Below are 21,526 nucleotides of genomic sequence, written 5' to 3'. Positions count from 1 at the left end.
CCATCCGCCATGTCTCAATACTTTCGGCTTCATCCGGACAACCCGCAGCCGCGGCTGATCAAGCAGGCGGTGCAGATCATCAGGGACGGCGGCGTCGTCGCGCTGCCGACCGATTCGAGCTACGCGCTCGCCTGCCAGATCGACGACAAGACGGCGGTCGAGCGGCTGCGCCGCATCCGCGGTCTCGACGAGAAGCAGCTGCTGTCGCTGCTTGTGCGCGACCTGTCCGAGCTCGCCAACTTTGCGATGGTCGACAACCGACAGTACCGGCTCGTCAAGTCGGTGACGCCGGGGCCGTACGTGTTCGTGCTGCAGGCCACGAAGGAAGTGCCGCGCCGCCTGTCGCATCCATCGCGCAAGACCATCGGCCTGCGCGTGCCCGATCACGCGATCACGCTCGCGCTGCTCGAGGAACTCGGCCAGCCGCTCCTCGGCACCACGCTGATCATGCCCGGCGAGACGCGGCCGCTGAACGACCCGGAGGAGATCCGCGAGCGGCTCGAGAAGCAGCTGGACCTGGTGATCGACGGCGGCGCGTGCGTGTGCGAGCCGTCGACGGTCATCGACCTGACGGGCGAAGAACCGGTGCTGGTGCGAGCCGGGCGGGGCAGTCTCGCGCCGTTCGGGCTCGAGGAGACCGCGTGACGGACGCGGTGTTGCCAGACGCGTCTCAAGGCTTCACAGGCGTGCGGCAAGGAGAAGGTTTCGCGCGCCGTCCGGGCAACGCGGCCGCGTTGCTACAATAGCGTCACTTATGAATGCCTCCCTGATACAAACCATCGTCGTGTACGCGTTGCCGGTGATTTTCGCCATCACGCTGCATGAAGCCGCGCACGGCTACGTCGCGCGCGCCCTCGGCGACAACACCGCCTACGTGCTCGGCCGCGTGTCGTTCAACCCGATGCGGCATATCGATCCGCTCGGCACCTTCGTCATTCCACTCATCCTGTACTTCGCGACGAGCGGTGCGTTCATGTTCGGCTACGCGAAGCCGGTGCCGGTCGCGTTCGGCAATCTGCGCAACCCGCGCTGGGGCAGCCTGTGGGTCGCGCTCGCCGGGCCGGCCTGCAATTTCGTGCAGGCGCTCGTGTGGGGCGTGTTCGGCGTGATCCTCGCGGTGATGGGCGTCGACGAGCCGTTCTTCACACGAATGGCCGCGGCGGGCGTCGGCGTGAACCTCGTGCTCGGCGTGCTCAACCTGTTTCCGCTGCCGCCGCTCGATGGCGGCCGCGTGCTGATGGCGCTGCTGCCGCCGCGCCAGTCGATCGCGCTGTCGCGCCTCGAACCGTACGGCTTCTTCATCGTGATGGCGCTCGTCGTGTCCGGCGTGCTGACGAATTACTGGCTGCGCCCGCTCGTCGAATTCGGCTACCGCGTGGTGACCGCGATCCTGACTCCCCTCGTTACGCTTTTCTAGACCATAACCATGTACCCAGACCGTATCTTTTCCGGCATGCGCCCGACCGGGTCGCTGCATCTCGGCCACTATCACGGCGTGCTGAAAAACTGGGTCAAGCTGCAGTCGGAATACCCGTGCTTCTTCTGCGTCGTCGACTGGCATGCGCTGACGACGCACTACGAGACGCCGGAGGTGATCGAAAAGAACGTGTGGGACGTGCTGATCGACTGGCTCGCATCGGGCATCGACCCGGCGCAGGCCACGCTCTTCATCCAGAGCCGGGTGCCGGAGCACGCGGAACTCGCGCTGCTGCTCGGCATGAGCACGCCGCTCGGCTGGCTCGAACGGGTGCCGACCTACAAGGAGCAGATGGAGAAGCTGAAGGACAAGGACCTCTCTACGTACGGCTTTCTCGGCTACCCGGTGCTGATGGCGGCGGACATCCTGCTGTATCGCGGCTCGCTCGTGCCGGTCGGCGAAGACCAGGTGCCGCACGTCGAGATGACGCGCGAGATCGCGCGCCGCTTCAACTACCTGTACGGCCGTGAGCCGGGCTTCGAGGACAAGGCGCTCGAAGCGGCGAAGAAGCTCGGCGGTAAGCGCTCGAAGCTGTATCACGAGCTGCGCAACGCGTACCAGCAGGAAGGCGACGACGAAGCGCTCGAACAGGCTCGCGCGATGTTGCAGGAGTCGCAGAGTCTTTCGATGAGCGACCGCGAGCGCCTGTTCGGCTATCTGGAAGGCGCGCGCAAGATCATTCTGGTCGAGCCGCAGGCCCTGCTGACCGAAGCGTCGCGGATGCCGGGCCTCGATGGCCAGAAAATGTCGAAGTCGTACGGCAACACGATCGGGCTCCGTGAGGATGCCGAAACGATCACGAAGAAAGTCCGCACGATGCCGACCGATCCGGCGCGCGTGCGCCGCACAGACCCGGGCGATCCGGACAAGTGCCCGGTGTGGCAGCTGCACCAGGTCTACACCGACGAGACCACTCACGAATGGGTGCAGAAGGGCTGCCGTTCGGCGGGCATCGGCTGCCTGGAGTGCAAGCAGCCGGTGGTCGAAGGCATCCTGCGCGAGCAGCAGCCGATGCTCGAGCGCGCACAGAAGTACATGGACGATCCGTCGCTGCTGCGCGCGATCGTTGCCGACGGCTGCGACAAGGCGCGCCGCTTCGCGACCGAGACGATGCGCGACGTGCGCGAAGCGATGGGGCTGTCGTACTCGTGATGCACGCGGGGCTCGGCGAGCCGTCGCCGTGGGTGTGCCGCTGGGCGCATCTGGTGACTGAAGGCGGTGCGGTGCTCGACGTCGCGTCGGGTGCCGGGCGGCACGCGCGCTGGTTTGCGGCGCGCGGTCATCCGGTCACCGCGATCGATCGCGATACCGAAGCGCTCGCGAGCCTCGCGGGCGTCCCTAATGTGACGACGCATGCGGCCGATCTCGAAGATCACGCGCCGGACGCCGCCGCGCCGTGGCCGCTGCCGGCCGATGCGCGCTTCGCCGCGGTGGTCGTCACGAACTATCTGCACCGGCCTCTCTTTCACCATCTTGCGGCTGCGCTCGTCCCTGGCGGCGTGCTGATCTACGAAACCTTCGCGCAGGGCAACGAGACTGTCGGCAAGCCGTCGCGGCCCGCGTTCCTGCTCGCGCCGGGCGAGCTGCTCGAGGCCGTGCGCGGCCGTTTGCGGGTCGTCGCGTACGAAGACGGATTCGTCGCGGCGCCGCGTCCCGCCTTCGTCCAGCGCATCTGCGCGGTCCGCGAAGCGGATTCGGTGCCGGATCAACCGGGCGATCCGGCGGGATTTCGGGTCCCCCCGCGTTACGGTCTGCCAGGCTAATCCGCTACAATCGCGGTTTACCGATCACACTCATTGACGTTTCATGGCTAACGGCACCCAAGGTGGCATTCAGTTCCGCGGCAGCATTCCCGCGATCGTGACTCCGATGCTGGAAGACGGCAGCCTCGATCTGCCGGCGTTCCGCAAACTGATCGACTGGCATATCGAAGAGGGCACGAACGCGCTCGTCGTGGTGGGCACGAGCGGCGAATCGGCCACGCTGTCGGTCGAAGAGCACATCCTGATGATCAAGACGGCCGTGGATCACGCCGCGGGCCGGATTCCGGTGATCGCGGGCGCGGGCGGCAATTCCACCACCGAAGCCATCGAACTCACCGAGCAGGCCCGCAAAGTGGGCGCGAACGCGTCGCTGCAGGTCGTGCCGTACTACAACAAGCCGACCCAGGAAGGCATCTACCGCCATTTCGCGAAGATCGCGGAAGCGGTGGACCTGCCCGTGATCCTGTACAACGTGCCGGGCCGCACCGTCGCGGATATGTCCAACGAAACGATCCTGCGCCTCGCGCAGGTGCCGGGCATCGTCGGCGTGAAGGAAGCGACCGGCAGCATCGATCGCGCCGCGCACCTGATCAAGGCCGCGCCGGCCCACTTCGGCATCTACAGCGGCGACGACCCGACTGCGATCGCGCTGATGCTGCTGGGCGGCCACGGCAATATCTCGGTCACCGCCAACGTCGCGCCGCGCGCGATGAGCGAACTGTGCCGGGCAGCACTTGCGGCCGACGCGAAAACCGCCCGCGAAATTCACCTGAAGCTCCTGTCGCTGCACAAGAACCTCTTCATCGAATCGAATCCGATTCCGGCGAAGTGGGCGCTGCAGGAGATGGGCCGCATCCAGGGCGGCATCCGCCTGCCGCTCACGCCGCTCGACGCACGCTGCCATGAGGCGGTGCGTGCCGCGCTGCGCGAGGCGGGACTGCTCGGCTGATGCGCCGGGCGCTGTGACTCGCTGTTGACCGAAAGGAAGCAGGCAAGCGATGCGTTTGCCCGCACCGATCGCGCTGAACCGCCACGGAACGCCACGCTGCCACGAACCCGCCGGATCTCCGGCGGACCCAACCGACAGCGCATGGTCCCCGGGCACCTATTAACCGACGTCGTCCCGCCGCGTACCACGCTTTGTACCAGGCAGCGTATCCGCTTCACGAAGGACCCCATGAAACGTTCCGCAATTTCCCTCCACGCAACCCGCCTGGCGGTGCTGGCGCTTGTGCTAGGTACGCTCGCCGGCTGTGACACGCTGAGCGACTGGTTCGCGTCCGACAAGGTCAACTACAAGGCCACGTCGACCGCGCCGCCGCTCACGGTTCCGAGCGACCTGACCGCGAGCCCGGGCGACCAGCACTACGTCGCGCCGCCGACCGACGCGGCGCTTGGCGGCGCGCCGCAACGCGCCACCACGACGGCGGGCAACAAGACGTTCGGCATGCCGAACCAGCAGGATCCGCTCGGCATGCACATCGAGCGTGACGGCGACCGCCGCTGGCTGGTGCTCGATGGCCGCTCGCCCGACCAGGTCTGGCCGCAGCTGCAGGAGTTCTGGAGCGAAAACGGCTTCACGCTGAAGACCGACGCGCCGGACACCGGCATCATGCAGACCAACTGGGCGGAAAACCGCGCCAACATTCCGGATGACTGGTTCCGCCGCACGATCGGCAAGGTCATCGACTTCGCGTACTCGTCGGGCACGCGCGACAGCTTCCGCACGCTCGTCACGCGCGGCACCGGGGGCCAGACCGACATCTCGATCACGCACAGCGCGCTCGAGGAGGTGTTGACCGGCCAGGACAAGACGTCGTCGCGCTGGGTCGAGCGCCCGCGCGATCCGGCGCTCGAAGCCGAGTTCCTCGCGAAGCTGATGGAGAAGTTCGGTCTGACCGACGCCCAGTCGAAGCAGCTGCTGACGGACGCGCGTCCGTCCACAGCGCCGGTCAGCGTCGCGCTGGCGTCGGATGGCGGCTCCACGCTCGATCTGGCCGAGTCGTTCGACAGCGCGTGGCTGCGCGTGGGCCTCGCGCTCGACCGCACCAACTTCACCGTCGACAACCGCGACCGCCAGAAGGGCATCTACTACGTCCGCTACGCGGATTCGATGCAGGAGCTGAAGCGCGAGGGTCTGTTCGGCAAGCTGTTCTCGGGCGACAAGAAGAACGCGAAGCCGGGCCAGGAGTACATGGTGAACGTGCGTCCGAAAACCGATTCGGTGACCCAGGTTGCCGTGGTCGACGCGAACGGCCAGGTCGATACGTCGACGGATGCGCAGCACATCGTGTCACTGCTGCACGCGCAGCTGAACTGAGCGGCGCGTCGGCCGTGCGTTTTTCGAGCCTTGGCAGCGGAAGCGAAGGGAATGCGCTGCTCGTCGAGGCGCGGGAGGGCGCGACCACCACGCGCCTCCTGCTCGACTGCGGTTTCTCGGCGAAGGAAGTGGAGCGGCGCCTCGCGCGCGCCGGCGCGAGCCTCGACGTGCTCGATGCGATCGTCATCACGCACGAGCACGGCGACCACATCGGCAGCGCGCTGACGCTCGCGCGCAAGTACTCCATTCCGCTGTACATGAGCTGGGGCACCGCGCGCGCGGCGGGCGCCGACGAGGCCGACGTCGATCTGCGCGTGCTGTGGAGCGACGAGCCGACCGCGATCGGCGCGATCGAAGCGTTGCCCTACACGGTGCCGCACGACGCCCGCGAGCCGCTGCAATTCGTCTTTTCCAACGGCGCGCGCCGGCTGGGCGTGCTGACCGACGTCGGCACCTCCACGCCTCACATCAGCGCTGTGCTGAGCGGCTGCGACGCGCTCGTGCTCGAGTGCAATCACGATCTCGCGATGCTCGCGGCGAGCCGCTATCCGGCTTCGCTGAAGGCGCGCATCGGCGGCACGCATGGGCATCTGAACAACGATATGTCTGCGCAGATCCTCGAATCGCTCGACCGCTCGCGGCTGCGGCACATCGTGGCCGCGCATCTGAGCCAGCAGAACAACCTGCCGGAACTCGCGCGCGCCGCGCTGGCGGGCGTGCTTTGCGCGGCGCCCACCGAGGTGATGGTCGCGTCGCAGGAAGAAGGGTTCGACTGGCTCGATTGCTGAGCCTGGATCTGCTGCTCACAGGCCGGACAGGAATGAAAAAACGCCCGTGGCGCATTGCCACGGGCGTTTTACTTTCGGGCGGGCCGCACCGTCAGGCGCGGCTTCGCATGCGTCCCGTCAGTTACGGTTGCCGCCGAAGATGCCCAGGATCGCGAGCAGGTTCGTGAACACGTTGTACAGGTCGAGGTAGATCGCGAGCGTCGCGCTGATGTAGTTCGTCTCGCCGCCATTCACCACGCGCTGCACGTCGAACAGCATGTAGGCCGAGAAGATCGCGATGGCGAGCACCGAGACCGTCAGCATCAGCGCCGGCAGCTGCAGGAACATGTTCGCGATGCCTGCCAGCAGGATCACGACCACGCCCATGAACAGCCACTTGCCGAGGCCCGAGAAGTCGCGCTTGCTGACCGTGGCGATCGTGGCCATCGCGGCAAAGATCACACCAGTGCCACCGAACGCGAGCATGATCAGCTGCGGTCCGTTCGAGAAGCCGAGGATGAACGCGAGCAGCCGCGACAGCATCAGGCCCATGAAGAACGTGAAACCGAGCAGCACGAACACGCCGACGCTGCTGTTCTTCGTGCGTTCGATCGCGAACATGAAGCCGAACGCGATCGCGAAGAACGCGAGCAGGCTCATTGCCGGGCTGGTGGCGGCGAACAGCGAAAAGCCGGTGGCGACGCCGACCCACGCGCCGAGCACCGTCGGGATCATCGACAGCGCGAGCAGCCAGTAGGTGTTGCGCAGCACGCGGTTGCGGACTTCGACCGAGGTGACGGTGCCGCCGCGGCCAAAGTTGTACTGATAGTCGTTCATGGTTTCTCCTTGCGTCAAATGCCGTGCGCCTCTGCGGCCGGTTACCGCCCGCCGCGCCGTGCAGCCGCCGTATTGTGCCGGAACGCGTCTGGCCGGACGATCCGGCCGCATACGCGTTCCGCAGCGTTGCAGAGCAGGCTACATCCCTAAGATTAACCTTGTCTTAAGGAGTTGCAAGCGGGGTAGAGCCGCAGTTCCTGTCAATATTTCAACCGAAATATGCCTGCTGCTCCCGCCCGGCGCAACGGCCCGCGCGAAAAATGCGGCTGATATGTCGGCCTGCTTTTAGGACCTTTCAGTATCGTAAGGGTTCCATCGCTATGATACAGGCGAACATGCTACAATAGCGGATTCATTTATTTTCGTAACCTCTTCATTTTCTGGAGTTTTTATGGCGATCGAACGCACCCTGTCGATTATCAAGCCGGACGCGGTGGCAAAGAACGTGATCGGCCAGATCTACAGCCGCTTCGAAAACGCGGGCCTGAAGGTCGTCGCTGCCCGTATGGTCCATCTGTCGCGCGCTGACGCGGAGAAGTTCTACGCGGTGCACGCAGCACGTCCGTTCTTCAAGGATCTGGTCGAATTCATGATCTCGGGCCCGGTGATGGTTCAGGCGCTCGAAGGCGACAACGCTATCCTGAAGAATCGTGAGCTGATGGGCGCCACGGACCCGAAGAAGGCCGAGAAGGGCACGATCCGCGCCGACTTCGCCGACAGCATCGACGCCAACGCGGTGCACGGCTCGGATGCGGCGGAAACGGCACGCGTCGAAATCGCGTTCTTCTTCCCGGAAGTCAACGTTTACTCGCGCTGATCGACCGCGCGTGGCGGCGTCCCGCAACCGGCGGGGCGTAACGCCGCGGCAGTCGCTCAAAGACGCACACAGACGCACGGCAGGACAGGGCGCGAACGGAATCGCGCGCATGCTGCGGTTTGCATGAGCGCTACACTTCGCACTGAAAAGGCAGGATTCGACATGACGAGCAGTTCCACCGTCAATCTTCTCGATCTCGACGCCCAGGGGCTCGTCGCCTATTGCGACAGCCTGGGCGAGAAGCCGTTTCGCGCCAAACAGCTCCAGCGCTGGATCCACCAGTACAACGCCGCCGATTTCGACGGCATGACGGACCTGGCGAAATCGCTGCGCGAAAAGCTGAAAGGTCGCGCCACGATCGGCATGCCGCCGATCGCGAGCGACCACGTTTCTTCCGACGGCACCCGCAAATGGCTGGTCGACGTCGGCAACGGCAATGCCGTCGAAACGGTGTTCATTCCCGAAGAATCACGCGGCACGCTGTGCGTGTCGTCGCAGGCGGGCTGCGCGGTGAACTGCCGCTTCTGCTCGACCGGCAAGCAGGGTTTTTCCCGCAACCTCACCACTGCCGAAATCATCGGCCAGCTGCGCATGGCCGAATTCGCGCTGCGCGCGTCGCTCGGCATGGCCGGCGGCCGGGCAACGGGCGGTGACGGCAAGGGCGAGCGCGTCGTCACGAACGTCGTGATGATGGGCATGGGCGAGCCGCTCCTGAACTACGATGCTGTTGTACCGGCGATGCGGCTGATGCTCGACGACAACGCGTACGGCCTGTCGCGCCGGCGCGTGACGCTGTCCACGTCGGGCGTCGTGCCGATGATGGACCGCCTCGGCGCCGAACTGCCGGTCGCGCTCGCGGTGTCGCTGCACGCGCCGAACGACGCGCTGCGCGACGATCTCGTGCCGCTCAACCGCAAGTACCCGCTGCGCGAGCTGATGGCGGCGTGCCAGCGCTATCTCACGGTGGCGCCGCGCGATTTCATCACGTTCGAGTACTGCATGCTCGACGGCATCAACGACACCGAAGCGCATGCACGCGAGTTGCTCGCCGTCACGCGTGACGTGCCGTGCAAGTTCAACCTGATTCCGTTCAATCCGTTCCCTGAATCGGGGCTGTTGCGCTCGAAGCCGGAACAGATCAAGCGGTTTGCGCAGGTGCTGATCGACGCGGGCGTCGTGACGACGGTGCGCAAGACGCGTGGGGACGATATCGATGCCGCCTGCGGTCAGCTGGCGGGCGCGGTCAAGGACCGTACCCGTCTCGCCGAGCGCACCGGGAAGGCGGCAAAGGTGATCGAAGTCCGTCCCGTTTGACGCTCGCGCGCGAATCGCGCGGGCGAGGATGGCACGATCGATCGAAGCGGCACAGGTGCCGCGCATTTTGTTATAAACGGTTTGCGTTCCGGTTTGCAGGCACCGCCTCCCGGGCGCACGAGTGAAAAAAGAATCCACGCGAGGATTTGGGATGAGTGAGCCGCAGCACCCGCAGCCGCACGAAACAGACACGAACGCGAGCCGTCCGGGACCCACGGCCGTGCCGCATCCGGCAGTGCAGCCGGTGCTGGATTCGTTGCCGGCAGTCGGCGCGCGCCTCGCGCAGCTGCGCGAATCGAAGGGCTGGTCGATCGACGACGTCTCCTCCCGCCTGAAGGTGTCGGCGGCGAAGCTACGGGCGCTCGAAGCCGGCGACATCAGCCATCTGCCGGACGCGACGTTCGCGGCCGGCGTGATCCGCAGCTACGCGAAGATGCTTGGCGCCGATCCCGAGCCGTTTACGCAGGCTTTGCGGCGTGAAAAAGGCGTCGCGGCGCCGAAGCTGTCTATGCCGGCATCGTCGGGGCGCGATCTGCCGCGCGGGCGCGTGTCGTTGTCGCTCGGCAACAGTTCGCCGAAGCGCCGCTCGTGGCTGTGGGGCGTCGCCGCGGTGATCGTCGCGGTGATCGCGATCGGCATGTGGCACACGAACGGCGGCGATTCGTCCGCGTGGCTCGCGCGCCTGAAGGCGACGGCCAATGGCGCGGCGGGCGGTGCGAACAGTGCATCGGCAACGGTTGCGCAGGGCGAGACGGCGGCATCGGGCAGCGCGGCGGATACGGGCGCGCAAGCTGGGTCACAGCCCGCTTCACAGGCCGATGCGCAGGCCGCGCCGGCCGAGAGCGCGGATAATGGCGCGGCGTCGCAGGTGGCCATGCCGACGCCGCTGACGTCGGGCAACGCGCAGGCACCGGCGCCGACGGCGCAAACGCCGGCACCGATGGCACAGGCGGCCACGGGCGCGTCGCAACCCGCGCAGGCAGCTCAGGCCGCGCAGAAACCGGCGGCTGGTGCTTCAGCTGCGGCTGTCGCGAACGCGTCCGCCGCTGCGGCAGCTTCGGGCGCGCAGGCCGAGGCCGGCGAATCGATCGTCACGCTGCGGGTCAGCGAAGACAGCTGGTTCAGCGTGCGCCAGAAGGACGGCAAGGAAGTGTTCTCCGGCCTCGTGAGCGCCGGTGAATCGAAGGAAGTCCAGGGCCAGCCGCCGCTCAAGGTGACGGTGGGCAACAAGGCGGGCCTGGAGTCGATGACGCTCGACGGCGTGGCGGTCGATCAGTCGAAGTATTCGAGTGCGCGCGGCAACGTCGCGCGTTTCACGCTGCCGTAAATGCGGCGGTACGGTGGGCGGCGCGGGCCTTTCTTTGGTCCGCCCGCCTGGTCAATTCAGCGCGGCGCTCGCGCGACGCGCACGGCGTAAATGGGTTTTTCGATGCAATCCGAAGCTCCATCCTGCTCCAGCAGCCAGATCGTTTCCACCGAGCCCGTGTTCGGCGGCTCGGCGCCGCGCCGCCGCTCGAACGCGGTCGACGTGCGCTGGGGCGGCCAGCTCGTGACGATTGGCGGCGACGCGCCGGTGCGCGTGCAGTCGATGACGAACACCGATACCGCCGACGCGATCGGCACCGCGATCCAGATCAAGGAACTCGCGCAGGCCGGCTCGGAGCTGGTCCGCATCACGGTGAACACGCCGGAAGCGGCCGCGGCCGTGCCGCACATCCGCGAGCAGCTCGACCGCATGGGCGTGACGGTTCCGCTCGTCGGCGACTTCCATTACAACGGCCACCTGCTGCTGCGCGACTATCCGGGCTGCGCGGAAACCCTGTCGAAGTACCGGATCAACCCGGGCAACGTCGGCCAGGGCGCGAAGCGCGACACGCAGTTCGCGCAGATGATCGAAGCGGCGATCAAGTACGACAAGCCGGTCCGGATCGGCGTGAACTGGGGCAGCCTCGACCAGGACCTGCTCGCGCGGATGATGGACGAGAACGGCGCGCGCAGCACGCCGTGGGAAGCGCAGAGCGTGATGTACGAAGCGCTGATCCAGTCGGCGATCGGCTCGGGCGAGCGCGCGGTGGAGCTCGGCCTCGGCCGCGACAAGATCATCCTGTCGTGCAAGGTGAGCGGCGTGCAGGACCTGATCGCGGTGTATCGCGAACTCGCGCGGCGCTGCGAATTCGCGCTGCACCTCGGCCTGACGGAAGCGGGCATGGGGTCGAAGGGCATCGTCGCGTCCACGGCGGCAATCGGCGTGCTGCTGCAGCAGGGCATCGGCGACACGATCCGGATTTCACTGACGCCGGAACCCGGCGCGCCGCGTACGGGCGAAGTGGTGGTCGGCCAGGAAATCCTGCAGACGATGGGCCTGCGCTCGTTCACGCCGATGGTGATCGCGTGCCCGGGTTGCGGCCGCACCACGAGCACGCTGTTCCAGGAGCTCGCGTCGCAGATCCAGACGTATCTGCGCACGCAGATGCCGGCGTGGCGCGATGTCTATCCGGGCGTCGAGAAGATGCACGTCGCGGTGATGGGCTGCATCGTCAACGGCCCGGGCGAATCGAAGCACGCGAACATCGGCATCAGCCTGCCGGGCTCGGGCGAGAACCCGGCGGCGCCCGTCTTTATCGACGGCGAGAAGGTGAAGACGCTGCGCGGCGAGCGCATCGCCGAAGAATTCCAGCAGATCGTGAGCGATTACGTCGAGCGCACGTACGGCCGCGCGTCGGCCGACAGCGCCGCGACCGTGAGCTGAACCCGAGGCGCGCGGCCGGCACGGCGCGCGCGTTTCGCGCATCCGATGCGGCCCGGCCGGCCATGCGGCGCCGGCCGGTTTGCCGAACCCAAGATTGACCTGACACTGCAGATGACAGAACCGAAAAAGAAGCTCGACAAACTCGCGGGCGTGAAAGGCATGAACGACATCCTCCCGCAGGATGCCGGCCTGTGGGATTTCTTCGAGTCGACCGTCAGGTCGATGCTCCGTTCGTACGGATACCAGAACATTCGCACGCCGATTCTCGAGCACACGCAGCTGTTCACGCGTGGCATCGGCGAAGTGACGGACATCGTCGAGAAAGAGATGTACAGCTTCACGGACCAGCTGAACGGCGAAAACCTGACGCTGCGTCCGGAGAACACCGCGGCGGTGGTGCGCGCATCGATCGAGCACAACCTGCTGTACGACGGCCCGAAGCGCCTGTGGTATGTCGGCCCGATGTTCCGTCACGAGCGTCCGCAGCGCGGCCGCTATCGCCAGTTTCACCAGGTCGGCGTCGAGGCGCTCGGTTTCGCGGGTCCGGATGCGGACGCCGAAATCATCCTGATGTGCCAGCGCCTGTGGGACGATCTCGGCCTGACCGGCATCAAGCTCGAAATCAATTCGCTGGGTCTCGCGGAAGAGCGCGCCGCGCATCGCGTCGAACTGATCGCGTATCTCGAGCAGCACATCGATGCGCTCGACGAAGACGCGAAACGCCGCCTCTATACGAATCCGCTGCGCGTGCTCGACACGAAGAACCCCGCGCTGCAGGAAATCGCGCAGAACGCGCCGAGGCTGATCGATTTCCTCGGCGACGAATCGCGCGCGCACTTCGAAGGGCTGCAGCGCATCCTGAAGGCGAACAACATCCCGTTCAGGATCAACCCGCGTCTCGTGCGCGGTCTCGATTACTACAACCTCACGGTATTCGAGTGGGTGACGGACAAGCTCGGTGCGCAGGGCACCGTCGCGGCGGGCGGTCGCTACGATCCGCTGATCGAGCAACTGGGCGGCAAGCCGACGGCCGCGTGCGGCTGGGCGATGGGTGTCGAGCGCATTCTCGAACTGCTGAAGGAAGACGGGCTCGTGCCGGACAGCGAAGGTTGCGATGTCTACGTCGTGCATCAGGGCGACGCGGCGCGCGACCAGGCTTTCATCATCGCCGAACGCCTGCGCGATACGGGCCTCGACGTGATCCTGCACTGCAGCGCGGATGGCCAGCAGGCGAGCTTCAAGTCGCAGATGAAACGCGCCGATGCGAGCGGCGCCGCGTTCGCGGTGATCCTCGGCGAAGACGAGGTCGCGAACGGCACGGCAGGCGTGAAGCCGTTGCGCGATTCGGCACAATCCGGCGAAAAGAGCGCGCAACAAAGCGTAGCCGTCGAAGACTTGACCGAATATCTAATCAATGCGATGGTTGCAACCGCCGAAGACGGCGACGACTGATCGCGCGCATTTGCATGGCCTGTCTGGCGCAGCGGCACAGTATCGGGAATATCTCGGGAGTACTGACCGCGCCGGCTCGAACACCCTGAACAAGCAGCAACACGAAGGAATCGCTTCGCGATGAGTTACCACGACGAACAAGAATCGATCGAAAGCCTGAAGGCCTGGTGGACACAGTGGGGCAATGCGACGACATGGATCGTGCTGGTCGCGCTGGTGGCGGCCGCCGGCTGGAACGGCTGGAACTACTGGCAGCGTCATCAGGCCGCGGAAGCCTCGGTGCTCTACGATCAGGTGCAGCAGGCAATCGATGCGAACGACAAGGCGAAGATCACGCGTATCGCCTCGGACATGGAAGACAAGTTCGGCGGTAGCGCGTACGGGCAGATGACGGCGCTTGCCGCCGCGAAGGCGCTCTATATGGCGGGCGACGAAGCGGCCGCGAAGGCGCAGCTGCAGTGGGCCGTCGATCACGCGAAAGACGACGAATTCCGCCAGATCGCGAAGCTGCGTCTTGCCGCGCTGCTGCTCGACGAGAAGGCGTACGACCAGGGCCTCGCGCTGCTCGCCGAGCCGCAGTCGGATGCATTCAAGGGTGTCGTGGCCGATGGCCGCGGCGATCTGCTCGCGGCGCAAGGCAAACGCAACGATGCGCGAGCAGCGTACAAGCTCGCGCTCGACTCGCTGCCGAAGAACGACACATCGGCCCGTCAACTGATCCAGTTCAAGCTCGATGCGCTGGGTGGCTAAACACCACGCGTGCCTGATCGAACGGTTTTGTCCCATTACTTTTTGATGCTTCGTTCACCGATGAATCTGCTGAAACGTTACGCTGTGCCTGTCGCCTGCGCGATGGCTGCCCTGACCCTGGTGGCCTGCTCGTCGAGCAAGGACGAGCGCCGCGAACCGGTGCCGCTCACCGAGTTCAAGTCCGTGCTGGAGGTGCAGCAGACGTGGAAGACGAGCGTCGGCAAGGCAGGGCGTTATCTGTTCTCGCCGGTCGCGGTGGGCGACGCGGTGTTCGTGGCGGGCGCGAATGGGTCCGTCGCGAAGATCGACGCGAAGACCGGCAAGGACATCTGGCGCACGAAGCTGCACGACGACCTGTCGGCCGGTGTCGGCAGCGACGGCAACCTGACCGCGGTCGGCGCGCTGAAGGGCGGCGTGTTCGTGCTGGGCCCGGATGGCAAGCAACTGTGGAAGGGCACGGTGGCGGGCGAGATCATCTCGCCGCCGCTCGTCGGCAACGGCTACGTGATCGTGCGCACGATCGACGGCCAGGTGATCGCGTTCAACGCGCAGACGGGCGAGCAGAAATGGGCGTACCGCAACCGCGCCGAGCCGCTCAACCTGCGCGTGTCGGCCGGCATGACCTTCGCGGGCGACCAGGCGGTGCTCGCGGGCTTCCCGGGCGGCTCGCTGTCGGCGATCAACCTGCAGACGGGCGACAACTACTGGCAGGCGCCGGTGTCGTATCCGAAGGGCGTGACCGAAGTGGAGCGCATCAACGACGTGAGCGGTCCGCCCACGCTGGTCGGCGCGGAAACCTGCGCGGTCACGTTCCAGGGCCAGCTCGGCTGCTTCGACGCGAACAGCGGCCACCTGGTGTGGGAGAAGCCGTTCTCGAGCACGAGTGGCATCGCGCAGGACGAGCACGCCGTGGTGGGTGCCGACGACTGGTCGATCGTCAACGCGTTCGACGTGACGACGGGCAATCCGCTGTGGAAGAACGACAAGCTGAAGAACCGCGCGCTGAGCGTGCCGCTCGTGCTGGGTCACGCGGTCGTGATGGGCGACTACCAGGGCTTCGTGCACTTCCTGTCGCTCGACGACGGTTCGGTCGTCGCGCGCATGCCGACCGACAAGAGCCCGATCACCGCGGCGCCGGTCATGGCAGGCAACACCCTGGTCGTGCAGACGCACGACGGCGATATCTACGGCTTCCGCCCGAAGTAAGCGGAAGGCGGTGGCTGGATGCGCGGTGGCCGGCCTAGCCGGCCGTCGCTGTTTTTGCGGCTCAGGCAGTACATCATGCAGCACACGTAGCACCACCCGACGGCCAGCCGCCGTCGAAGGCGAGCGCCAGGCGCCGCCATCCCGCGATTCGCGTCCCGCGGACCGGTCGCGGCTATTCTTTTCAGGCATCCGGGCAGCACCGGATCGTGATAATTTTTATCAAACTGGTTCCGGCAGCGCGCCGGAACGCCATGCGGTATCGGGTCACGCGTCATCGTCGCACTGCCTGCCGATCCTGCGTTTCACCGTGAACAAGATCAGATGAAACCCGTTATTGCCCTCGTCGGGCGCCCCAATGTGGGGAAATCCACGCTGTTCAACCGGCTCACCCGCTCGCGCGACGCGCTCGTCGCCGATCTGCCGGGCCTCACGCGCGACCGCCACTACGGCGAGGGGCGCGTCGGCGACCGTCCGTATCTCGTCGTCGACACGGGCGGCTTCGAGCCGGTCGCGAAGGACGGCATCCTGCACGAGATGGCGCGGCAGACGCGCCAGGCGGTCGAGGAATCGGACATCGTCGTGTTCATCGTCGACGGCCGCAACGGGCTCGCGCCGCAGGACAAGTCGATCGCCGACTATCTGCGCAAGACCGGCCGGCCGATCTTCCTCGTCGTCAACAAGGCGGAGGGGATGAAGTACAGCATGGTTGCGGCGGACTTCTACGAGCTGGGTCTCGGCGACCCGCGCGCGATCTCTGCGGCGCACGGCGACGGCGTTGCGGAGATGATCGACGAAGCGCTCGGCGTCGCGTACGCCGGCCAGCCGGAAGAGAGCGAGGAAGAAAAGAAGCAGCACGGCATCAAGATCGCGATCGTCGGCCGGCCGAACGTCGGCAAGTCGACGCTCGTGAACACGCTGATCGGCGAAGAGCGCGTGATCGCGTTCGACATGCCGGGTACCACGCGCGACTCGATCTACATCGACTTCGAGCGTCAAGGCAAGAAGTACACGCTGATCGACACGGCCGGCCTGCGCCGCCGCGGCAAGGTGTTCGAGGCGATCGAAAAATTCTCGGTCGTGAAGACGCTGCAGTCGATCTCCGATGCGAACGTCGTGATCCTGCTGCTCGACGCGCGCCAGGACATCTCCGACCAGGACGCGCACATCGCGGGCTTCGTCGTCGAGCAGGGACGCGCGCTCGTGGTGGGCGTGAACAAGTGGGATGGGCTCGACCCTCATGTGCGTGAGCGCACAAAAGGCGATTTGCAGCGCAAGCTAAAATTTCTCGACTTCGCGAAATTCCACTTCGTTTCCGCGCTCGAAAACACCGGCATCGGCGCGTTGATGCGCTCGGTCGATGCAGCGTATGCCGCTGCGATGTCGAAGCTGCCGACGCCGAAGCTGACGCGCGCGCTGATCGAGGCCGTCGAATTCCAGCAGCCGCGCCGGCGCGGTCCGGTGCGCCCGAAGCTGCGCTACGCGCACCAGGGCGGCCAGAATCCGCCGATCATCGTGATTCACGGCAATGCGCTCGACGCCGTGACGGAGACTTACAAGCGCTATCTGGAGAACCGTTTCCGTGAAACTTTCTCGCTTACCGGCACTCCATTGCGCATAGAGTTCCGCTCCACGACCAACCCTTACGCCAACAAGGAGTAAGCGGCCCGTGCGGGCCGGGTCGAACGGCGCAAACCCGCGCCGTAGCTGGGTTTGAGCGGGATAGGCCGAATGGCCAGGGAGCGCGCCCGTAAACGAAAATCGGCTATAGTGTAGCGGTTGACGACGGATTTCTTTTTCTTCGTCGCCAATCTAGTCAACCTGCAAAAAAATACGGAGTTTGCTATGAGCAACAAAGGGCAATTGTTACAAGACCCGTTTTTGAACGCACTGCGTAAAGAGCACGTGCCGGTTTCGATCTATCTGGTCAACGGCATCAAGCTTCAAGGGAACATTGAATCGTTCGACCAGTACGTCGTGTTGCTCCGGAATACGGTGACCCAGATGGTCTACAAGCACGCCATATCTACGGTGGTGCCTGCCCGTCCGGTGAATTTCCACCCGGATTCCGAATCGTCCTAACCTCTCGTCATGGCCGGCAAGGTGTCGCCCGCAGGCGAACCTTGCCGGCCGATCTATTTTGGACCCTTCCGATTTGACCAACGCAGCGCTCGTCGGCATCGACTTCGGCAAGATCGATTTCGCTGCCAGCCTCGAAGAACTCAGCCTGCTCGCGCAAAGCGCGGGCGCCCATCCCGCCGTCACCCTGACCGGCCGCCGCGCGAGTCCCGATGCCGCGATGTTCATCGGCAGCGGCAAGGCCGAAGAGCTGCGCCTGGCGTGCGAGGCTGACGACGTGGAAATCGTCATCTTCAATCACGCGCTGACGCCCGCGCAACAGCGCAATCTGGAGCGTACGCTTAACAGACGCGTGATCGACCGCACGAGCCTGATCCTCGACATCTTCGCGCAGCGCGCACGCAGCCATGAAGGCAAGCTGCAGGTCGAGCTCGCGCAACTGCAGTACCTGTCCACCCGTCTCGTGCGCGCATGGACCCACCTCGAGCGGCAAAAGGGCGGTATCGGCCTGCGCGGCCCGGGCGAAACGCAGCTCGAAACCGACCGCCGGCTGATCGGCGATCGCATCAAGATGCTCAAGGGACGACTCGAAAAGCTGCGTCGCCAGCACGGCACGCAGCGGCGTCAGCGCGAGCGCACGCGCACGATGTCGATCTCACTCGTCGGCTATACGAACGCGGGCAAATCCACGCTCTTCAATGCGCTGACGAAAGCGCAGGCCTACGCGGCCGACCAGCTGTTCGCGACGCTCGATACCACTTCGCGGCGCGTCTATCTCGGCGACGAAGTCGGCCAGGTGGTGGTGTCCGATACCGTCGGGTTCATCCGCGAGCTGCCTCACCAGCTCGTCGCGGCCTTTCGCGCAACGCTCGAAGAGACGGTTCACGCCGATCTGCTGCTGCACGTGGTGGACGCTTCGAGCGCGGTGCGGCTCGACCAGATCGATCAGGTGAACGACGTGTTGCACGAGATCGGCGCGGACACGATCCGGCAGGTGCTCGTGTTCAACAAGATCGACGCGGTGCCCGAGCTGGCGGCCCGTGGCGACGCGGTCGAGCGGGACGAATATGGTAATATTTCGCGCGTCTTTCTGAGCGCACGCACGGGGCAAGGGCTCGATTCGCTGCGTGCAGCCATCGCTGAAATTGCTACGGCTGAGCATCTTGCCGGAGCGCAACCGCCCCTGCCGGGCGAGGTCCTTGCGAGCGAACCGCTCGGCGACCGCGAGGTCCCGGAACACAGGCATTGAGACAGGCCGTTCCGGCTAACCGCACAAACCGGCACTACTCTGGTGAACGAACACAGGTGAACGACTACAACGAGCGGAGTATCCAGCTGCGCCTGCGAGCCCTGCTGAACGACCGGTGGGGCCGGGGCGATGGCAACAATGGAGACCGTCCGCGTTCGAACGGCCCGAATCGTCCTCAGAACGGCAAGGACAACAACGAAGGCCCTCCTGATCTCGACGAAATGTGGCGCGACTTCAACCGGCGCATCGGCCGGCTGTTCGGCCGCAAGGGTGGTGGTGGCGGTCCGCGTCCCGACAACGGCCGCGGCGCGCAGATCGGCGTGGGCATCGTCATCGGCGTGCTGATCGCGATCTACGCGGGCAGCGGCGTGTTCGTCGTGCAGGAAGGCCAGGCCGGCATCGTCATGCAGTTCGGCCAGTATCGCGACACGGTCGGGCAGGGCGTTCACTGGCGTCTGCCGTATCCGTTCGAAAGCCACGAAATCATCAGTCTCACCACGCCGCGTTCGGTCGAGATCGGCCGCAACAATCTCGTGCGGATGGCCAACGTGATGGACGCGTCGATGCTCACGCACGACGGCGACATTCTCGATATCCGTTTCAACGTGCAGTACCAGATCTCGAAGCCGACGGATTATCTGTTCAACGACAGTGATCCGGACCAGAGCGTCACGCAGGCCGCGCAGGCGGCGGTGCGCTCGATCGTCGGCACGTCCAGCACGGACGAAGTGCTCTATCAGGACCGCGAAGTGTTGCGTCAGCGGCTCATCGAGACGATCCAGCACACGCTCGACCAGTACCGTTCGGGTCTGTCGGTGACGGGCGTCACGCTCGAGGCGGTGCAGCCGCCCGGGCAGGTGCAGTCCGCGTTCGACGACGCCGCGAAGGCGCACGACGATATCGCGCGCGCGAAGGCCGACGCGCAGGCCTACGCGAACCAGCTACGGCCGCGCGTGCAGGCGGATGCCGCGCACATGATCGACGACGCGAAGAGTTACAGCGCGCGCGTGGTTGAACAGGCGCAGGGCGACGCGCAGCGTTTCAATCAGGTCTACGCGCAGTATTCGAAGGCGCCGGCCGTCGTGCGCGAACGCATCTACCTCGACACGATGCAGCACATCTTCACGAACACGACGAAGGTGTTCGTCGACAGCAAGCTCGGCAACAACGTGCTGTATCTGCCGCTCGACAAGCTCGTCGGCGAAACGCGCGCGCACGTTGCGGCGGCGGCTGCGGCAGGTGCCAATGCGGGCGGCGCGAGCTCGCCTTCGTCGCCATCGTCTCCGGCCACGGGCGGAAATGCTCCGGCGAACGGAGCCACCAGCGGCGCCGCGAACGGAGCTTCAAACGAACAGCCGGGCGCCATTGCGCCGAGCCAGAACACGAACGGCGCGAGCGTGGGGTCCAGCGCCGCGGCGCCGAATTCGCCTTCCACGCCGGCCGCGAGCGATGCGGCTGCGAGCGACCCGCTGCGTTCGCGCGATGCGTTCCGCAGCCGCTCGCGCGAAGACGATCTGCAATAAGGAGCGCGGACATGAACAAGATCATTGCGCTCGTCGTCGCGATTGTCGTGGTGCTGTACGCGGTCACGTCGATGGTGTTCATCGTCGACCAGCGCCACGTCGCTGTGGTGTCCGGACGCGGCGACGAAACCACGCTCGCGGGCCCTGGCCTCCACGTGAAGCTGCCGGCGCCGCTGCAGACCGTCACCTACATTGACACCCGCGTGCTCACCGTCGATGCGCCGGACGAAGACCGCTACACGACGTCGGACAAGATCGAGCTGCTCGTCAATCCCGTCATCCGTTACCGCGTGACGGACCCGATGAAGCTGATCGGCGAAACGAAGGGCGACGTGCAGAGCCTGCCCGAGCGGCTCGCGCTGCTGTCGCGCAACGCGCTCGGCGATGCGTTCGCGAAAGACTCGCTCACGGACGCGCTGGCGAAGCAGGATCAGATCGGCAACGATGCGCGCGACGGCATGCAGAAGGCCGCCGCGTCGCTCGGCGTGGACGTGCTGGGCGTGCAGCTGTCACGTGTCGATTTTCCGCCGGCGATGGCCGACACGGTCTACAAGCGGATGATCGCGGCACGCGAACAGATCGCCGCGCAGGAGCGCGCGAAGGGCACGTCGGAGGCCGAGCAGATCAAGGCCGACGCCGACCGCCAGCAGCAGGCGCAACTCGCGGACGCCTACGACCAGGCGCAGTCGATCAAGGGCGATGGCGACGCGAAGGCGGCGGCGATCGCGGCAGAGGCGTACGGCCGCGATCCGCAGTTCTACCAGTTCTATCAGAGCATGCAGGCATACCGGGACAGCTTCAAGCCGGGCGACGTGATCGTCGTCGACTCGAGCAGCGACTTCTTCCGCTTCATGCGCAATCCGGCTGGCGATACCACACCGCCGGCCGCCCCCGAGACACCGCGGAAACACTGACAAGGGCGCGCCGCGGCAATGCATCGCGGCGCCTTTCTCGCATGGACATTGCTGGTTCATTACTGCTCGCGATCGCGTTGATGCTGATCATCGAAGGGATGTTTCCCTTCGTCTTTCCCAGCGCCTGGCGCGACACGTTTCGTAGAATCGCCGAACGGCCGGTGCACCATATCCGCATCGGCGGGCTGATCGTGATGGTACTCGGGCTGGTGCTGCTGCTGATCGCGACCTGAACGGGCTTCGCCGTGTGCGGTAACCACGCCGCGTCACGTCAGGCAGTTCAGCGCGACCGACCGGACCGACGGCCGCCGG

General features: G+C 65.7%; 21 protein-coding genes. 20 read left to right on the top strand and 1 reads right to left on the bottom strand.

All coding sequences use genetic code 11. The annotated features are described in order from the left end of the window. Positions 1-9: 9 nt before the first annotated feature. The 7 genes from DVS29_RS04355 (at position 10) to DVS29_RS04325 (ending at position 6,348) form a co-directional block, all read left to right on the top strand. Positions 10-645 carry an L-threonylcarbamoyladenylate synthase gene (locus DVS29_RS04355; RefSeq protein ID WP_118179207.1) on the top strand — a complete coding sequence of 212 codons (636 nt, stop codon included), beginning with the start codon at positions 10-12 and terminating at the stop codon, positions 643-645. Between the two features lie 109 nt (positions 646-754). Next, the gene (locus DVS29_RS04350) at positions 755-1,417 is read left to right on the top strand and encodes a site-2 protease family protein (protein ID WP_118179206.1); all 663 of its coding nucleotides are present in this window, start codon (positions 755-757) and stop codon (positions 1,415-1,417) included. A 9-nt stretch (positions 1,418-1,426) separates the two neighbouring features. Then, positions 1,427-2,629 (top strand): tryptophan--tRNA ligase, encoded by a 1,203-nt coding sequence (locus DVS29_RS04345; protein ID WP_118179205.1) that lies wholly within the window; start codon positions 1,427-1,429, stop codon positions 2,627-2,629. Further along, positions 2,629-3,240 (top strand): class I SAM-dependent methyltransferase, encoded by a 612-nt coding sequence (locus tag DVS29_RS04340; RefSeq protein ID WP_118179204.1) that lies wholly within the window; start codon positions 2,629-2,631, stop codon positions 3,238-3,240. The genes DVS29_RS04345 and DVS29_RS04340 overlap by 1 nt, the downstream gene beginning before the upstream one ends. A gap of 43 nt (positions 3,241-3,283) precedes the next feature. After that, the gene (gene dapA / locus DVS29_RS04335) at positions 3,284-4,189 is read left to right on the top strand and encodes a 4-hydroxy-tetrahydrodipicolinate synthase (protein WP_118179203.1); all 906 of its coding nucleotides are present in this window, start codon (positions 3,284-3,286) and stop codon (positions 4,187-4,189) included. A gap of 228 nt (positions 4,190-4,417) precedes the next feature. After that, entirely contained in the window at positions 4,418-5,560 is a 1,143-nt protein-coding gene (gene bamC / locus DVS29_RS04330; RefSeq protein ID WP_118179202.1) for an outer membrane protein assembly factor BamC, read from the top strand. A 14-nt stretch (positions 5,561-5,574) separates the two neighbouring features. Beyond that, positions 5,575-6,348, top strand: coding sequence for an MBL fold metallo-hydrolase (locus DVS29_RS04325; RefSeq protein ID WP_118179201.1), 774 nt, complete (start codon positions 5,575-5,577; stop codon positions 6,346-6,348). A 117-nt stretch (positions 6,349-6,465) separates the two neighbouring features. On the opposite strand, the gene DVS29_RS04320 is transcribed toward DVS29_RS04325, so the two are convergent. Then, complete coding sequence (locus DVS29_RS04320; RefSeq protein ID WP_118179200.1) at positions 6,466-7,164, bottom strand: Bax inhibitor-1/YccA family protein; 699 nt, start codon at positions 7,162-7,164, stop codon at positions 6,466-6,468. A 391-nt stretch (positions 7,165-7,555) separates the two neighbouring features. Here DVS29_RS04320 and ndk point away from each other — a divergent pair, with 391 nt between their 5' ends. From ndk to DVS29_RS04255, 13 genes are all read left to right on the top strand, one after another. Beyond that, on the top strand, positions 7,556-7,981 hold the full coding sequence (ndk, locus tag DVS29_RS04315) for a nucleoside-diphosphate kinase (protein ID WP_118179199.1): 426 nt from the start codon (positions 7,556-7,558) through the stop codon (positions 7,979-7,981). A gap of 162 nt (positions 7,982-8,143) precedes the next feature. Then, on the top strand, positions 8,144-9,295 hold the full coding sequence (gene rlmN / locus DVS29_RS04310) for a dual-specificity RNA methyltransferase RlmN (protein ID WP_118179198.1): 1,152 nt from the start codon (positions 8,144-8,146) through the stop codon (positions 9,293-9,295). A gap of 151 nt (positions 9,296-9,446) precedes the next feature. Next, positions 9,447-10,622 (top strand): helix-turn-helix domain-containing protein, encoded by a 1,176-nt coding sequence (locus DVS29_RS04305; RefSeq protein ID WP_118179197.1) that lies wholly within the window; start codon positions 9,447-9,449, stop codon positions 10,620-10,622. Between the two features lie 90 nt (positions 10,623-10,712). Continuing rightward, on the top strand, positions 10,713-12,044 hold the full coding sequence (ispG, locus tag DVS29_RS04300; RefSeq protein ID WP_118179196.1) for a flavodoxin-dependent (E)-4-hydroxy-3-methylbut-2-enyl-diphosphate synthase: 1,332 nt from the start codon (positions 10,713-10,715) through the stop codon (positions 12,042-12,044). A gap of 111 nt (positions 12,045-12,155) precedes the next feature. After that, positions 12,156-13,496: a histidine--tRNA ligase gene (gene hisS / locus DVS29_RS04295; protein ID WP_118179374.1), complete on the top strand. Its 1,341-nt coding sequence runs from the start codon at positions 12,156-12,158 to the stop codon at positions 13,494-13,496. Positions 13,497-13,616: 120 nt separating this feature from the next. Beyond that, positions 13,617-14,246 (top strand): tetratricopeptide repeat protein, encoded by a 630-nt coding sequence (locus DVS29_RS04290; RefSeq protein ID WP_118179195.1) that lies wholly within the window; start codon positions 13,617-13,619, stop codon positions 14,244-14,246. A 60-nt stretch (positions 14,247-14,306) separates the two neighbouring features. Beyond that, complete coding sequence (gene bamB, locus DVS29_RS04285; protein WP_118179373.1) at positions 14,307-15,452, top strand: outer membrane protein assembly factor BamB; 1,146 nt, start codon at positions 14,307-14,309, stop codon at positions 15,450-15,452. Between the two features lie 321 nt (positions 15,453-15,773). Next, positions 15,774-17,111, top strand: coding sequence for a ribosome biogenesis GTPase Der (der, locus tag DVS29_RS04280; RefSeq protein ID WP_118179194.1), 1,338 nt, complete (start codon positions 15,774-15,776; stop codon positions 17,109-17,111). A 183-nt stretch (positions 17,112-17,294) separates the two neighbouring features. Then, positions 17,295-17,531 (top strand): RNA chaperone Hfq, encoded by a 237-nt coding sequence (gene hfq / locus DVS29_RS04275; RefSeq protein WP_007580427.1) that lies wholly within the window; start codon positions 17,295-17,297, stop codon positions 17,529-17,531. A 73-nt stretch (positions 17,532-17,604) separates the two neighbouring features. Next, positions 17,605-18,777 (top strand): GTPase HflX, encoded by a 1,173-nt coding sequence (hflX, locus tag DVS29_RS04270; protein WP_420816068.1) that lies wholly within the window; start codon positions 17,605-17,607, stop codon positions 18,775-18,777. A 56-nt stretch (positions 18,778-18,833) separates the two neighbouring features. Further along, the gene (hflK, locus tag DVS29_RS04265; RefSeq protein WP_118179193.1) at positions 18,834-20,300 is read left to right on the top strand and encodes an FtsH protease activity modulator HflK; all 1,467 of its coding nucleotides are present in this window, start codon (positions 18,834-18,836) and stop codon (positions 20,298-20,300) included. 11 nt (positions 20,301-20,311) lie between these two features. Continuing rightward, positions 20,312-21,214, top strand: a complete 903-nt coding sequence (gene hflC, locus DVS29_RS04260; protein ID WP_118179192.1) for a protease modulator HflC — start codon at positions 20,312-20,314, stop codon at positions 21,212-21,214. A 41-nt stretch (positions 21,215-21,255) separates the two neighbouring features. After that, entirely contained in the window at positions 21,256-21,447 is a 192-nt protein-coding gene (locus DVS29_RS04255; RefSeq protein ID WP_118179191.1) for a DUF2065 domain-containing protein, read from the top strand. The last annotated feature ends 79 nt before the right edge of the window (positions 21,448-21,526 follow it).

It is taken from the genome of Paraburkholderia phosphatilytica, assembly GCF_003443895.1.
In the GTDB taxonomy this organism is placed as follows: Bacteria; Pseudomonadota; Gammaproteobacteria; order Burkholderiales; family Burkholderiaceae; genus Paraburkholderia; species Paraburkholderia phosphatilytica.
The sequence above is the reverse complement of the archived record's forward strand: the minus strand, read 5'-3'. Positions and strand labels throughout refer to the sequence as shown.